The 14,198-nt window shown below is 59.4% G+C and carries 21 protein-coding genes; all 21 read right to left on the bottom strand.

The genetic code is table 11. The annotated features are described in order from the left end of the window. Positions 1–30: 30 nt before the first annotated feature. The 21 genes from VMT30_02420 to VMT30_02320 all read right to left on the bottom strand — a co-directional run bounded on the left by VMT30_02420 (position 31) and on the right by VMT30_02320 (position 14,166). Positions 31–441 carry a hypothetical protein gene (locus VMT30_02420; protein ID HVQ43795.1) on the bottom strand — a complete coding sequence of 137 codons (411 nt, stop codon included), beginning with the start codon at positions 439–441 and terminating at the stop codon, positions 31–33. Beyond that, the gene (locus VMT30_02415) at positions 438–848 is read right to left on the bottom strand and encodes an HK97-gp10 family putative phage morphogenesis protein (protein ID HVQ43794.1); all 411 of its coding nucleotides are present in this window, start codon (positions 846–848) and stop codon (positions 438–440) included. Before VMT30_02415 ends, VMT30_02420 begins: the two co-directional genes overlap by 4 nt. Positions 849–858: 10 nt before the next feature. Continuing rightward, positions 859–1,275: a phage tail tube protein gene (locus VMT30_02410; protein ID HVQ43793.1), complete on the bottom strand. Its 417-nt coding sequence runs from the start codon at positions 1,273–1,275 to the stop codon at positions 859–861. Between the two features lies 1 nt (position 1,276). Continuing rightward, positions 1,277–1,663, bottom strand: a complete 387-nt coding sequence (locus tag VMT30_02405) for a DUF3168 domain-containing protein (GenBank protein HVQ43792.1) — start codon at positions 1,661–1,663, stop codon at positions 1,277–1,279. Further along, the gene (locus VMT30_02400) at positions 1,664–2,014 is read right to left on the bottom strand and encodes a phage head closure protein (protein ID HVQ43791.1); all 351 of its coding nucleotides are present in this window, start codon (positions 2,012–2,014) and stop codon (positions 1,664–1,666) included. Next, the gene (locus VMT30_02395; protein ID HVQ43790.1) at positions 2,011–2,196 is read right to left on the bottom strand and encodes a hypothetical protein; all 186 of its coding nucleotides are present in this window, start codon (positions 2,194–2,196) and stop codon (positions 2,011–2,013) included. The genes VMT30_02400 and VMT30_02395 overlap by 4 nt, the downstream gene beginning before the upstream one ends. Continuing rightward, a complete protein-coding gene (locus VMT30_02390) occupies positions 2,193–3,005 on the bottom strand; it encodes a hypothetical protein (GenBank protein ID HVQ43789.1) in 813 nt (270 codons plus the stop codon). The genes VMT30_02395 and VMT30_02390 overlap by 4 nt, the downstream gene beginning before the upstream one ends. Continuing rightward, complete coding sequence (locus tag VMT30_02385) at positions 2,995–3,480, bottom strand: hypothetical protein (GenBank protein ID HVQ43788.1); 486 nt, start codon at positions 3,478–3,480, stop codon at positions 2,995–2,997. The genes VMT30_02390 and VMT30_02385 overlap by 11 nt, the downstream gene beginning before the upstream one ends. A gap of 74 nt (positions 3,481–3,554) precedes the next feature. Continuing rightward, positions 3,555–3,989 (bottom strand): XF1762 family protein, encoded by a 435-nt coding sequence (locus VMT30_02380; GenBank protein ID HVQ43787.1) that lies wholly within the window; start codon positions 3,987–3,989, stop codon positions 3,555–3,557. A 1-nt stretch (position 3,990) separates the two neighbouring features. Further along, positions 3,991–4,557 carry a hypothetical protein gene (locus VMT30_02375; protein ID HVQ43786.1) on the bottom strand — a complete coding sequence of 189 codons (567 nt, stop codon included), beginning with the start codon at positions 4,555–4,557 and terminating at the stop codon, positions 3,991–3,993. 17 nt (positions 4,558–4,574) lie between these two features. Further along, on the bottom strand, positions 4,575–5,513 hold the full coding sequence (locus VMT30_02370) for an SPASM domain-containing protein (GenBank protein HVQ43785.1): 939 nt from the start codon (positions 5,511–5,513) through the stop codon (positions 4,575–4,577). Further along, positions 5,513–6,178 carry a class I SAM-dependent methyltransferase gene (locus VMT30_02365; GenBank protein HVQ43784.1) on the bottom strand — a complete coding sequence of 222 codons (666 nt, stop codon included), beginning with the start codon at positions 6,176–6,178 and terminating at the stop codon, positions 5,513–5,515. Before VMT30_02365 ends, VMT30_02370 begins: the two co-directional genes overlap by 1 nt. Beyond that, positions 6,156–7,184: an aminotransferase class I/II-fold pyridoxal phosphate-dependent enzyme gene (locus VMT30_02360; GenBank protein ID HVQ43783.1), complete on the bottom strand. Its 1,029-nt coding sequence runs from the start codon at positions 7,182–7,184 to the stop codon at positions 6,156–6,158. Before VMT30_02360 ends, VMT30_02365 begins: the two co-directional genes overlap by 23 nt. After that, positions 7,184–7,813, bottom strand: coding sequence for a phage head-tail connector protein (locus tag VMT30_02355; protein ID HVQ43782.1), 630 nt, complete (start codon positions 7,811–7,813; stop codon positions 7,184–7,186). Before VMT30_02355 ends, VMT30_02360 begins: the two co-directional genes overlap by 1 nt. Next, positions 7,773–8,318, bottom strand: coding sequence for a hypothetical protein (locus VMT30_02350; GenBank protein HVQ43781.1), 546 nt, complete (start codon positions 8,316–8,318; stop codon positions 7,773–7,775). The genes VMT30_02355 and VMT30_02350 overlap by 41 nt, the downstream gene beginning before the upstream one ends. An 85-nt stretch (positions 8,319–8,403) precedes the next feature. Further along, on the bottom strand, positions 8,404–8,691 hold the full coding sequence (locus tag VMT30_02345; GenBank protein HVQ43780.1) for a hypothetical protein: 288 nt from the start codon (positions 8,689–8,691) through the stop codon (positions 8,404–8,406). Between the two features lie 90 nt (positions 8,692–8,781). Next, the gene (locus VMT30_02340) at positions 8,782–10,089 is read right to left on the bottom strand and encodes a phage major capsid protein (GenBank protein HVQ43779.1); all 1,308 of its coding nucleotides are present in this window, start codon (positions 10,087–10,089) and stop codon (positions 8,782–8,784) included. A gap of 10 nt (positions 10,090–10,099) precedes the next feature. Then, the gene (locus VMT30_02335; protein ID HVQ43778.1) at positions 10,100–10,828 is read right to left on the bottom strand and encodes an HK97 family phage prohead protease; all 729 of its coding nucleotides are present in this window, start codon (positions 10,826–10,828) and stop codon (positions 10,100–10,102) included. Further along, positions 10,809–12,062, bottom strand: a complete 1,254-nt coding sequence (locus tag VMT30_02330) for a phage portal protein (GenBank protein HVQ43777.1) — start codon at positions 12,060–12,062, stop codon at positions 10,809–10,811. Before VMT30_02330 ends, VMT30_02335 begins: the two co-directional genes overlap by 20 nt. A 68-nt stretch (positions 12,063–12,130) precedes the next feature. Next, complete coding sequence (locus VMT30_02325) at positions 12,131–13,711, bottom strand: terminase TerL endonuclease subunit (GenBank protein HVQ43776.1); 1,581 nt, start codon at positions 13,709–13,711, stop codon at positions 12,131–12,133. Continuing rightward, the gene (locus tag VMT30_02320) at positions 13,690–14,166 is read right to left on the bottom strand and encodes a hypothetical protein (protein HVQ43775.1); all 477 of its coding nucleotides are present in this window, start codon (positions 14,164–14,166) and stop codon (positions 13,690–13,692) included. Before VMT30_02320 ends, VMT30_02325 begins: the two co-directional genes overlap by 22 nt. Positions 14,167–14,198 lie beyond the last annotated feature (32 nt).

Raw genomic sequence — 14,198 nt, 5'->3', positions numbered from 1 at the left:
AATCCGAACGGATTACGCGGCTTGTGCAGACTAGCGCTTGATATGCGCCCCTGACGGTTTTTCCTTGTTGCGCCCGCGAGGCGCGCGGGCGTTTCCCCTTGCTGGTGCCTCGACGGTATCGGCCGCAGCCGCAGCAAACACGGAAGGCGGTATCATCATCACGAGCAGCGTTTCGACGGCCCGGCGGATCTGGGAAGACAAGTCCCCCGCGAACATGCCGGCATAAACCTCATCGTCGCTCACGCTCGCGCCAGCATAGCGAAGGATATCCCCATAGGTGCGCGACAACGTAGTTAGCGAAAGCTTTTTACTGTTTACCGCGTCAGCAAGATCTTGAAACGTGAAGTATTCTTCAATGATGGCAATAGCACCGAGAATACGATTTGGCGGGATAGTGTAAGTCTGATCTCCCCAATCAAGTTCGACTTGTTTAAATATCACTTCCCTATCACTTTCTGTATTTCAGACCATAATTCATTTTTGACATCGCTAAGCAATTGATCCTTGCCCGCGTCCCATGCCGGCCGCATGAATGGTTGGGCAGGAAGGTTGGACGTACCGAACTCTTGCAAAGTGGCTTGAGGTAGCGCACCCGCTCCGGCGTATATGTTGACGTTGTCACCCTCACCACGAGCTAGCAAGTATTGTCGGCGAGATAACCTTGTCGATACTTTGATAGAACGCTTTAACTTACCGGACCGTCGAGGGGCAAGCGACCGCGCTTTGTCGGCGATCGGCGCAAGCACCTTCCGGCCGACCCGCTGGAGCGTGCTGCGCTGCACGCCCTTTGGAAGCTCTCTAAATTTGGCTTGCAGCTCGGCAAGCCCCTCGATCCTGAATTCGTCCATGGGTGTTGACCTAGGCCGGGCTACCAGGCGTGTAGGTGATCGTTCCACTGCTGTTGAGCGTCGCCTCAAACGTCATGGCGTCTTTGTAGCTCGCCGTTTCCTTGAAGCTGGCCATGAAGAACGTTCCCGTCAGCGTCGCGCCATCAGGGAAAATGAGCGTCAAGGCTTGCATGCGGTTTGTCGAGGACGCGCCCGCGAACCAATCGTTCTTGAGCCGCGCGTTCTTGGTCACGCCGTTGAGCGTAATGTTCACCTGGTTCTCAGCCGGCAGGCTGAGCAGCGTGCGCCATCCGTCGTTTTCATCGCTGGTGATGTCGATGGGCTCGCCGTTAAGTTCGATACCCTTCTCGCGCACACCAGGAATTTCTACCTGCGGGCTATCATCGCCCCACAGGAACGTCACTTGCCTGCCTGCAACTGCGACCATCTTAGATGCTCCTGCTCAAAACGATGAAATCCATGGAAACCCTATACTCGTACGCGGCTTGATTTGCACCACCCTCGCGCAAATCGCGCACCACGTCGAGCGAGATATAGGGGAAGTTGGCGTCCTCATAACCCGAGATCTGGGCGCGCACCTCGCGCGCTACTGCCGTGGCGGCCGAGAAGCTGCTTGCCCAGGTGTCAATTTGGACGCGCACTTCGTCAAGCCCCACCTCGCCCTCATCGGCATAGAGCGGCCCGCCGGATACCTTGTTGAGCGTCACGGCCGGCAACGCGGCGGCCTGCTCGCGCGATCCCCAATTCATCCGGGTGCCCACCAGGGCAACAAGCGGAGTGCTCGCCTCCAGCAACGCTAGCAACAGTTCTTCCATTTACGTGGTCTCCACCGCCGCGATGTCGTCGCGCGCAACCGTGTCAATCTCGATCCAGCGGCGGCGCTGCTTCTCGCGAACGCCGGTGATGTTGAAGGTGCGGCCGTCGAATATGATGCGGTCAAGGGGATTGAGCGTTGCGAGCGTGGGGCTGTAGCGGACCGTGAACCGCGTCGAGAGTTGCGCGCCCACCTCCAGCGCGCGGAACGCCTCACCGGCGGACACGTCGGCGCGCTGTGCCTTGCGCTGTGCCAACGTCGTCCATGTCTCCACACCCTCACCGAGCCCGTTACGTTCGATCGTGACGCGCTGCAAGGTAATGACGCTCGTGAGTATCGCCGCTCCAGTCATCGAGCCACCTCAGGCTTACCGCTTTTATATTGAATGAATTCCAATGTGATTGTGGTGACATCGTTCATGCGCTGATTAATGGCAATCGCACGAACACCTCGAACCTTGCGGCCTTCCTGATCACGCACCACGAAAAGGTTGCCTTCCTTTTCAACACGCAGATCGCAAAGCACTTCCGTCATAGCCCTACCGCCTCGGCACAGAAACCATTTTCCATTTCCGCCCGAGAGTATTGGCACCAGGCGAGCCGCGCCGCCCACGCCGATCTATCGGGGAATGCTAGTCTGTCAGTTGGCACAATATCATGAGCCGCGATATCCCACACCATGCTGCCTGGATCCATGGCCACGGTTGCGCGGCCGGCGAGCACCGCGTCCACGCCGCTGTTGCTGTTGAAGGTCACCACCAATCCGGCGCCGTCGAGCACCTCGGCGAGGCTACCGCGCGCCTCCTTCATCCCGTGGAGATCTCGCGAGCCCCGCGCGCCTGGGTGCGGACGGAACCGCACCTCATATCCAGCCGCGCGGCAGCCCGCCGCCGCCGTCCGATACCAGTTCCCAATGTTGACATGCTTCACGCTTTGGTCGCCGAGCACCTGTCCCATGATCACCGCCGGACCGCGCCGCGTCGAGAAGTCCCCCCATGGCTGGACAGCGATATCCATCTCGGCGAACCGCTCGGCACCGACACCCGGCGGGATGACGAACCGACCGCGCCCGTTGAGCCCACCGCCAAAGCTGACCGAGGTCATAGCGAAGCGGTCGCCGAGATAGCCGCGTTCCAGAATGCACACCTCGCCGCCGGCCGCGTGCTGTTGGCCGATGGCCACCTTGTTGCGCACGCCCCACATCACAACGAGATCGGCCGGCGCATAGCTCGTGCTGACAAGCACCTTCCACCCACGCCGCGCCAATCCCTTGGCGAAGGATCCCCCGAAGCTGGCGTGATGCGGCAAGCTCTCGTTGGCGATGATTACCGCTTTACGCTGCATTCTTGAAAGCCTTGATTGCGCTGTTGGGATTACAGTTGATCACCTCGATCCCTGCTCGCTCATAGTGTCGCGCCACCCGAGTGAAGCTATCCACCACCTCGCGTACGGACTTACGGGGGAACGGCTTGTCATCAAAAAAATAGCTGTAGGGCTGGTGGAAGTCATAGCCGTAGAGATAGATGCGCTCGGCGCCGAGCGCGGCGGCAAGGTTGATGGCCACATACCCTGAGCAACCCGGCGTGGTGCCTGGTCCGCTCGACAACGTCGCGCCGTCGAGCATCGGCATTGCCTGAGCAACCCGCCGCCACAGCTGGACGCGCCAGCCCTCGAAGTGGTGGAAATTCTTGTGATAGGTGCAAATGTGCAACTCGGTCGAACTGGGCAAGCGGGTGATGCGCTCGCGAGCGGCGCGGGCGTAGTTGTGATCGAGGGTGAACCAGGCATGGCACGGCTTGAGCAAGCCGGCATCGTTCACGCCGATCACCAAACCGGGTAATTGTTCCGTGTCTAAATCTTTCGCCGATGGGCCACCACCAACAATACATGCAATCATAAATTCCGCTTCCAACGCCTTTTAGGTTCTGCAATCTTCGCCGCAGCACGCAATCTACACGGTCGCGACCATTCACCGCCGGATGTCAAACCCATATCCATAAAACCTGATGCACGTAAAGATGTACCTGGTTCGTCTTGAAGTGTATATGTCCAGATTTCTTTATAACCTAAAGCTTTTGCTGCACGCGCAAGTGCCCCATAAATCATAGAGCATGCATTTTCATGACCTTCTGTTGCACATCGACTAATTACAATCTTCGCCTCATGTTGCCATACTCTAGAAGGATTACCAGCGACACCAACACCAACAATTACACCATCAGAAATACAAGAGACAGCAAATAAACCGCCTTGTAAATCTGGTAAATGCCTATGCCATTGTTTGACAATTTTACAAGCTGCTTTGACAGTGCATGGATAAAGTTGCATATTATTGCCACACCTGCTCCGCGAACCGCAGGCCGAGGCCGAGCCGCCGCGCCATGCTCTCAAGCAATAGCCGCTCGGCTATATAGTCGTGATTGCCTTCCTTGGTGGCGCCGGCCTTGTAGCCGTCCATTCCCCAAAAGCCGCCATGCGCCTGATAGGTGGGCGAGAACGCGGCGTCAGGGGCGAGCGCGACACCGGCGGCGATGTTGTCGAAACCCACCAGGATGAGTTCGCCGCCGGGCGCCGCGTTCTCCATTGCCCAGCACGCCGCAATACCGCCGCGCGTGAGTTCCCAGTTCCCCGTCTCGCCGCAGCCCTCGATACCGGCCGCACGGCCTTCCTGGTCAATCCAGCGGCTATGCTGCTCGACGGTAATAGAGCGCTCGGGCAACGTCGAGAACGTCCCGCGCGGGCAATTGAGAATGGACGCTACCCACGCCTCGGCCGGCATGCGGCGATTATGCTCGCGCCATTGCTTGATTATCTTGGGATGCGTTTCGATTATGCCGACGTCGTAGCGCTCGCCGTAATCGGCCGGATCCTGCCAATCCCAATTCCACATGCGCACGACGCGATCGGCCGTGTCTATGCGGGTTCCCCAACCTCGGCCCTCGGGAGATCGACCGTGGCCGATGATAGCCGTGGTTCCTGCCAAGCTTTGACGTGATTGAAGCCGTGCAAAGTTCCGTCTGTATTGCAATTGCTGCACGGATTGATCCCCTCGCGGCCCGCGAATAGCTGACGCCGCCGCTTGTGCATAGCTGGAGATGTCCAGATTTCCCAAAGATTTTGATGCACGAGGTTGCCGTAGCGGACGCGTTTCGACCAATCTTGCACACAAAGCAGCACGTCCCCATTCCAATCAACCGTCATCTGATAGGCCAGATAGTGACACGGCCGCTCCGGCTGTACCGCATCTTGCTTGCCCATCGTCACGGCTCCCGCGCGATTTGTGAGCTTCAAGCCAAAGCCATCTTCCTCGGTATGCCATCGATCGCGCAAGATATAACCGTCACCCTCGACAAGGCCGGCGCCGTCAAGCATCGCCTTGAACCTGAGCACCTGATGCGGCCCGTCATACATGCTCACGACGATGCAATCGAGGCCGAGGCGCGCGAGGTCGCGGGCGCCGTCCTCGGTCAGCCTGTCGCCGTTCGTCACCAACTCGACGCGCCAACCGTGGCCGCACAGCTCGGCGACGACGGCGAGGAATGCCGGATGCAACATCGGCTCGCCGAACCCGCACAGCACGACGGCACCCTTGAAGTCGAGGCCGAGCAGTTCCGTGCGGATCCGCTTGACCAGGCCGAGCGGCATGTGAAGCGCCTGGTTCGGGTAGGTCGCAGCGTCAATGCGCGGACAGAAGACGCAAGGGCGCTTGCTACCGGCGGAACGGTTGCAAAGCTCTGTCAGGTTGAGGTCAAGCCAGCTGGGCATGGGCGCCCCATCAGGGCCGCGCTGCACATCGTCAATGAAACCGGACTTACGCCGCAGGTTGGCTTTCGTCGCCTCGGTCAGCGCCATCACTTCACCAGCTTCCTGAAGATCATGAGGCCATCGTGCAACCCGCCGAGCGCATCCTCGCGGTAGCGGGCTTCAAGCAGCTGCAAGCGCGGCCAGTGCGAGAACGCCTCCACCGCGCCGCGAAAGCCGTTGATCGTCTTGAGCGCATAACGCTGCTCGCCAACCGGCAAGAAAGCTTGATGCACAACAAACAATCCGCCGTCCGCAAGCATGCCCATGCTGTTGTCGAGCGACGCAAGGAACTTCTCATATGGTTCTGCCACATACCAAAGCATTTGCGACCAAATGACGACATTGAATGCATGCTTAAACGCCGGAACAGGTTCGGATATGTCCCCATGAATGAATTGCATGCTTGGACGAATTGCAGCGGCCTGTTGCAATGCGGCTTTGCTGATATCCATTCCGCTCCACTTGCCGCCGCACTCGCTCCAAAGCTGGGCGAGTACATGACCGTGGCCACAGCCGATCTCCAGCCCCTCGACGCGCTCGCCGAGGTATTTGTTCAACCGGCCGATGAGGTGGGCACGCGCCCAACGATAATACGTCGCCCGCTCGCCGCTCGTGGCGCTCTGGCCCCACGGATCCGCATCGGTTTCGTAGAGCCGCTCGAAATCGCCGACAAATTGGAGCGAGCCGTTCTCAAGTTCTTGGAATACCGTCATAAACGCTCCAGAATTTCTGCATCAGCTCGATGCTGCCGCACGTCACCATGAAGTAGCCGCCGTCGAGCCCGGTCACGTTGCGCACAAGTACGCCGCGCGCGGCAAGCTGCTCGCATATGCCAGCCGGATCCGGGTGCTGCACCAGGACGCTATTGCCATGCAAGCCCCACGCGGGCAAGCCAGACATTTGAAACTGACGCCGCAGCCAATCGCGGCCGCCCATCACCTCGCTTGTCCAGCCTTCCACCTCAAGCCAGTTGTCCATAAGCACACGAGCGGTTGCCATGGACAGCGCGCCCACTTCGCCGCTCGGCCGGATCGCGTCGAGATAATTGAGCGTCGAGCGTGCGCCGACAGCATAGCCGAGGCGGATGCCGGCCGCGCCGAACGCCTTCGAGAAGGTCCGCAGCACGGTCAGGTTCTTGAACTGGGCATGGCCACCGATGGCGCTTTCGGCGCCAAACCCATGATAAGCCTCATCCACCGCCACCCAGGTATCGGGAAGCCGCTCGCAAATCTCGAAGATGTAGCCGCGCGGAAAGTATGTCGGAACTGGTTGCCCAGGGTTGACCAGCAACAAGAGATCGGCCGCCTGCTCACGGCAAGCCTCGACAACTTCTCTGACGCGCAATCTCTCATGCGGGTTCGGCTTGATCTTGATCAGCTCGACGCAGAAAGCGCGCGCGTAGAGTTCGAACATTGCGCAAGTCGGCCACAGCATTGCGACACGTTTGCTGGTGTGAAGCAACATGAGCGAGCGGATAAACTCTTCGATTCCCGCGCCCACCACCAGCTCGGTAGGTCGCACGTCGAGGAACTCGGCGAGCCGCTCATAGAACGCCGGGTAATCGGGATAGAGATGCCATGGCGTGTTGGCGATCGCGTCCAGCACCTTGGCGCGGATGCTTGTCGGCCACGCTTCCGGCCGCTCCAGCCGGTTGAGACGCATCGTGTGCGGCGGCATCTGGATCCGGCGCCGCTCGATCTCGGGAAGGTGGGCGAACATCAAAACCACCTGTTGAGGATGTAGGGGCTGATGAGGCTGTTGCGTGTGGTGAGGTTCTTGCCGAACACGGTCAAGTCGGCCGAGCCCGCCGTATCGTACATATCGGCCACGGCGAACAACAACGCGTGCGTGATGTCGGCAGGTACATCAGCGCTTGCCCAGCCCGCTGTAAACGTGATCGTCACCGGCGCCGCAGCGTAGACATTGGCGGATGGCCACACGCCGCCGAGCGGGGGATAAAGGAAACCTCCCGCGTCGCCGGTCAAGTTCTCCTGCCAATCATCGCCGGCCGGCGAGACGCTCGACGTGGGACCGTGGAGCGTTTGCGCCGCGCCCAGGCTGTCGCGGTAAACGATGCTCTCGACGGCCGAGCACTTCCCGCGCGGCAACCAAATCTCGCCGCACACATCGCGCGGGAAGTCGCCGAGGATCCACATATGCGATCGGCTGTAGATGGTGCGCTTCGTCGCACCCTCGGCCCACTCTATGGCGGCACGGCTATAAAGCTCGATAATCGTGTCGAAATCGTCGCTGTCTTCCCGCAGGTGGGCTTTGACGAGATCGAGGCTTAGCGGGAACGGCGAGGTATCAAGCGGCGATACTGCGGTTGGCGACTTGGGCGAGAGCATGGGCGAAATCCATTCTTGGGAAGCAGGTAAGCGCCGAGCCCGGCGAGGCATTCACGATTTGGATATGGGACGGTAGCTTCTTCGCCGCCGTTTCAAAAGCTCGGATGAAACTGACATAGCTTTGTGTATTGCGCAAGGGCGGTTTATGGGCACCAAAGAAATGAGCACCCTTGGCGTTGCTCATGTCGAAGCCCACCAGGATGATACTGCGCGCGCCGAGCAACAGCGCGAGGTTGACGCCCTGGAAACCGCTGTTGCCGCCGTAATGAATGCAGTTGGGGGACAGGCTAAAGCCCGGTAGATCGTCGCCAAAGATGAGGTTGAGGCCGTAAGCCGCCTGCTCGCGCACCTTGTCGTTATGCCGGAAGCGGCTTGGGCGGCCGATCGATGACCAGCGCTCACCGGCGAAATCGCGGGCGCCCGCACGGTCGCGCCACCACGAGGCGTCACATGCGTAGAGCACATCGGCGAGCGGGAGACGTTTGTAGGCGTCATTGACGGCCACAACCGGCAACCCGCTCGCCGCTATGGCTGCCGCCACTTCGCCCGTCAGCGAGGGACCAGAGGCGGCCACCACGCACGCTGACCAGTTAGCGCGAGGATTTACCTCGGCCACCTGTGCTTGTGAGGGTACGAGCGGGTTCGGGCGTTGGCGTGGGGCTTGCGGCCTGTTCCTTGTGCTCGAAGTCGGGAAATACCGTGGGCGCCGCTACGGCAGCCTCCAGCGGTGCGGGTGATGCGTCGCGCTCAATCTCGCCAGCACCATCGGCCCGTGCGCATTTGGCGTGGGCGAGCGAGATTTTACGCGGGATAGCATATTCCCCCGCATACAATACACCTTTCGGCCCAATCCAGTCTTTCTTGAGAATTAGCTTCATTGTCTCGCCTCGTTGCAAGTAAGTGCCCACCAAGCAATTAGGCTGCTTGGTGGGCGATAGACTGGTAAGTCTTACAATCGTTGGCGGTTATTACTGGATCGTGCGAATGAACTTGGCTGCGTCGTTATTGAGGACGATACCACCTTCACGACGACGCACATAGAAGCGAACGAAGCCAATATTGGTTACGTTGTCCCTGGTGATACGCAGGCCGACGCGGTCAACAAGCAGGTAGGCCCGGCGCCATGCCCCAAAACCGATGGGGAAGTTGTTCGCCGCGATGTCGGGCATTTGCTCCCAAGTCTCGACGGGATAGCCGAGCAGCATAGCCGGCTGGCCAGCCTGCAAGCCCGGCTGCCAATGATACTGGCCCGTGGTGTCCTTGAGCTTGCGCACGCTGGCCGTGGTCAAGCTGTTCATGATCCACTGAGCCTCGGACCGATAGGCGCTGTTGAGCGCATAGACGGTATCGATAAGCGTATCGGCGCGGATGCCGGGCGATGCCGGGCTGTCGTCCGCATCGGTATCGCTGACGATATACTGGTAAGCCGCAGCCGCGCGCAGGGGCGAGGCGAAGTCCGCAGTCAGCACCGGCGTGGTATTCAACATACCCGTGGGCTTGCTGGATCCGTTGCCGCTGATGACGGCCGCGCCTTCCTGCAAGGCGAACTCCTGAGCCACTTCGTCAGTCAACCAAGCCTCGACGTTGAAGAAGATGTCGTCCAAGCTCCATTCGCTGACCTGCGGGTAAGCATACAGCTCGCCGTGGGTTGGCACCACCTCGCGCAGCGTGGGCGTATCGGTTGCCACGCGGCTCCCGGTCTCACCCACCCAGCCGCTGGACGCGCCGCGCAGCGACACGAGTTCCTTATAGTCCGACGTGCCGACCTGGACGACCTTTACCAAGCGACGCACCGGCGAGAATTTGAGCTCAAGCTGTTCGATCGTGCGGCTGATTTCCTCAGGAACAGCATAGCCGCCGGCCGAAGGGGTGCCGATGGTGATGTCCTTGTGTTCCATCCGCGCCTTGTGGGCGAGCTGCTCCATTTTCTGTTCGTAGCCAGAGTTCTGGCCCTTGCTGCGGATCCACCCGTTGAATGCGGACTTGTACTCATCATTGAGCACATCGGCCGCCGTCTTCTTCGGGTTGCTGGCGCGCGCTTCGAGCAGCTCCAGACGATTGCGCTGGAATTCCATCTCGCGCTCAAGAGAGGTTTTCAGGCCATCGAACTTGACGATATCCTTGTCGATCTTGCCGAGCTTGATTTCCAGCTCCGCGACTTCGGACTTGTTGCCCTTCTCCAGCGCCGCAATGCGCTTATCGTTGGTTTCCTTGTAAGCCTCGTAGGCCGTGCCGATCTTGTCGATAGCCTCGTTGATCTCGGCGAGCGTGGTCATGCTTGGTCCTTTATCGGCGCCAAAAGGGCACCGCAATAGTGTCGGTTGCTGGTTTTGTCTCGGCAGTGAATGCCTTGAGCAATTTATTGATCTTCACTTCGCCAAGATCCAGCATCGCACCGGACTTGCCGTCTTTCTCGGTCTCCAGCATCGCACCGGATCCAAGCATCTTGGAAACCATATCGCGCGCCGCTGCTTTTGAAAAGCCGCCTTTGCGCAACATGCTTTCTGTCTCTTTGCTCGACGGAACATAAGTCCCATCGGACGTTAGGCGCGACTTGACAGCGGAGACTTGCGCCAGCGGGTTCGCGGCCATGGATACGAGCGACACCTCGACAAGGTCAAGTTCCTTGAGGACGCGGTGAACGCCGTTTTCCTCATCGTCCACCCAATCGCTGTCGAGGGTGCGAAAACCGATCGAGAGGCCGCGCAATGCCTTCATTTTAAGCAGGGTGCGCATTTCGTTGCCAAGCTGTGTGTCGGCGAGTTCACCCTTGACCGCGAGCCCACGCTTATCCTCTTCCATGCTTACCCACGCTCCAGCTACCTGGTCCGGCCGGTGCATCCAGAACATAAGCGGCATGGTGCCCTCGGCCCGGTGCTCGGCGAGGGAAGCCTTGAAGGCGCCAGGCGCAATGACATCGCCCACGAGATCCATGTTGTTAAACACGGACCCGTAGCCTTCGAACTCGCGATCGTTGAGCGCCTTGATTTCGAGCTTAAGGTTGAGCGTTTGCATCCGCATTGTCGTCCCCCGTGTCTGTCGTGTCCGTAGGCGTGGGCGGCTTGCTGCCTGGTGGCGTGGCGCCCTGACCGCTCGGCCCCTGTCGCCAATATTCGTTGCCGCCATCGGACGGCTTAATCGGGTTCATGTCCTCGTGCTGGCGCCAGTCATTGGCCGAGATCACACCGGCTTGCCGTTGGATGTTGAGCCCTTCCTGACGTGACTTGAAGTCGCCGCGCAAGATGGCGTCAAGGTTGAACCTGATAATGATGCCGCCGTTGCGGTCATCCTGGGTAAGCAGTGACTTTTCCATGGCGCATTCAAACATACGCGCATAGGGCAGCACGACGTTAATAACAAAATCGAGGGTCTGTTGTTCGACATTATTGAACGTGCCCTTGGACAAGTCGCCGACCATATGCACGGGAACGCCGAAAGCCGCCGCGATGACTGTGCGCTGATATTGCCGCGTCAGGACATATTGCGCTTTCTCGTTATCGATGGCGGCCGAGTTGTCCACCTCAATCCCTTTGGGCAAGAGAGCAGCCGTGAACCGGCCGTGCTTGCTGTAGACATCCTGCCACCCTTGAACGAATTTGTTGCGATCTTCCTCGTTTTTGTAGCCCTGGGCACCCTCGGCGAACTTGAAGATGATCGAGGGTAGCGCCGTATTGCCGAATACCGCGGCGCCCATCCGCTCGGCCTGGATCTCCAGCGCGATCGCCTCGCGGATGTCGTAGACGACGCTATCGCCCTTGAGGCTATCGCGGGCAGGGCCGCGAGCGTGCAAGATCTGGAATGGCGATAGCTGTTGAAACTCACCGGACGGCGTCGAGGTTTCGTAAATGACATTCCAGTCAGGTTCCTGCCTGACGTTGACCTGACCAGGATTAAGCGGAAGCAATTGGCGAATGGGGCCAGTACTACCGCGAGATTTGACGCAAAAGAAGTTGCCCCATCTGACAAGTTGTGACGTTGCATCAAGCCAAAACTGATTGCTGTCTTGCCAATCATTCGGGCTGGCTAGCAGCTTTGCTACCGGATGGTTCGGCTGCGGTTCCTTCTTTGCTTGCCCACCGCTCTCTGTCTTACGTAATACTTGAATGGGAAGCGTCGAGATGCGCCGCGAGATGGCCGTAACGATGGCGACGATAGTCGGCGATTGCATGCAATTCTCTGGCGTGATGCTGATGCCGGCCGCCGACTTGAACAGCTGGTCCCGCGCCATGATGACTTGATCGATGGTCAAGCCCTCGGCGGCCTTAGCCCCGTCGAGCGGCGCGGGCGAGCCCCACGTTAGATTGATCGGCCCCAACCTCATCGAACTGTCGCCTCGCCCTCAACGAAATAGCCGTCATCCGCAATCATCGCACCCGCCACAGCCCGCGCCATAGCCAGCGCCACCATCCCGTCAATGCGCCCGTTGCTTTTGCCCTTGTCGAGCTTGCGGTTTTCCGCCGGATCGCTGGTCACGACAGCATTTGCAGCGCACATCGTCAACACCGGATGCATGCCATGGCGAAACTTGGAATTGAGCAAATCACTCTCGAAGGTGCGGAGCGCGGGCGTCATAGATTGAAAGCCTTGCCCGAATTCGGTGAATTTCGCAAGCTGCTCTGTCTCTAAGCCAGCTTCGATAAGCCACGGCTTGAAATGTTTCCAATTCCATCGGTCAAAAGCAATGCCTTCCACCTCGGCATGCTCGAATAGCTTTGCCACCTGGATCGCAACCCACTGGTAATCCACTGTGCGGCCCGGCGTGACCTGCAAGAAACCTTGCTCCACCCAAAGCGGGTAGGAAACCTTGTCCTTCTCGGCCTTATCTTCGAGCCCGTCCTCGGGAAGCCAAAACGTCGGATAGACGTTCCAGCCGGCGCGGTCCTCGGCGATGATGACCAAGGCGCACAAGTCCGTTGTCGAAGACAGATCCAGGCCGGCGAAGATGCGCATGCCGTGCCATGTGGGCGTTGTCGGCTCGGCGCCGTTCTCGCTCCACACGCTCTCGCTACAGAAGGGCGAGCGCATTTGCACCCGCTGATTGAGGATCAGATTGCGGTAGGCAGGCTCGCGCGCCGGCATGCGCCGTGCCTTGTCGGCGTTGTCGAGCGCATCGCGCAGATTGCGGAAGTCGCCGAGCGCGGGGTTCGCCATGCGCACCGTTTCCTCGGCGAACGCGTCCACCTTGGTTTTCTTGCCACCCACCCACACGAAGCGCGGCGAGGTGTAGAGGCTGAGCGTCGTGCGCGGATCCACGCCGGTCGCCGCGTCATCGATCAAAACCGACAGGAGATCCGCATCCGTTGGCGCCTGCGTGCTGATGACGATCGAGAGCGGGGCGTCATGCGCGCCCATTGCCGTCTCCACGGCCTCGTACAGCTCGCTGGTGGGCCCCTTGACCTGCCCCAGCTCGTCATGCACGGCAAACACCGGCGACAGGCCGTAGGCCGTGCCTGCGTCGCTTGAGAGCGCACGGTACTCAGTACCCAGCTCTTTGAACTCCAGTTGCTTGGCGTGGTCGCGGATCGAGATGGCCTCGTTCATCGCAGGATTGAGCCTGATCATCCGCGCGGCGAGCTTGAACAGAAGGGCCGCCTGGTCCCGCGATTGCGCCGCGCTGACCAGCTGCGTGTTGGGCAACGCCTCTGGTCCACAGAGGTGGAGCAGCAAGAGGCACGCGGCCAGCGCCGTCTTGCCGTTCTTGCGTGCAAAGCTGATGAGCGCGGTGCGCGTTCCGGCCGGGTTGTCGTAGATCTTGACCAGCTCGTCACGCTGCCACGGCCGCAGCAACAGGGGCTTGCCCGCGTGCATACCCTCGGGCACGCGGCAGTTGCGCTCGATCCAGACGATGTTGCTCTCGGCCCTGGTAAGAGTACGCCCTAGCTTGCTGGCCGTTGCCATAGTCCTGATTTGCCCTTGCCGATTGCGCCACCCTTGGCGTGTTGTTCATCGATCGTAGATTGTTGGGCAAGCCGCATCTTGGTCGCCAGATGCGCAATCATGCGAGTTTGATTTGCTTGCATCGTCAGTAGCTTATCATACCCAACATCGAAATGATGCATGGTTGCTTGCCCACTTGCCGCTCGTCTGATGTCTTGTTCGTACTGATCAATCATAAAATCCAAATTGTTGGCGCGCACGACATGCCGACAATATTGCATGAGAAGCGGATAGGTCGAAGGTGTGAACCAGTCAGGAGATTTATCGCGAACCGTTGCATTCCATACGTTAGCTTCCGGTTCTCTTAGTTCATAGGGAGGTTCGGCATAGGTTATAATTTGAACTTCGCTAATTTTATTAGCAAGAGTAGTAATTTCCGTCGAAGCTGCGGATTTCCGACCGCGATTTTCCTTCATTTTACTTCGAAATGCCTTTTACGATTTTGAGG

Source organism: Candidatus Saccharimonadia bacterium, from assembly GCA_035544015.1.
Lineage (GTDB): Bacteria > Patescibacteriota > Saccharimonadia > UBA4664 > UBA4664 > UBA5169.
Note: the sequence above shows the minus strand (reverse complement) of the source record. Positions and strands in the feature narration are given on the sequence as shown.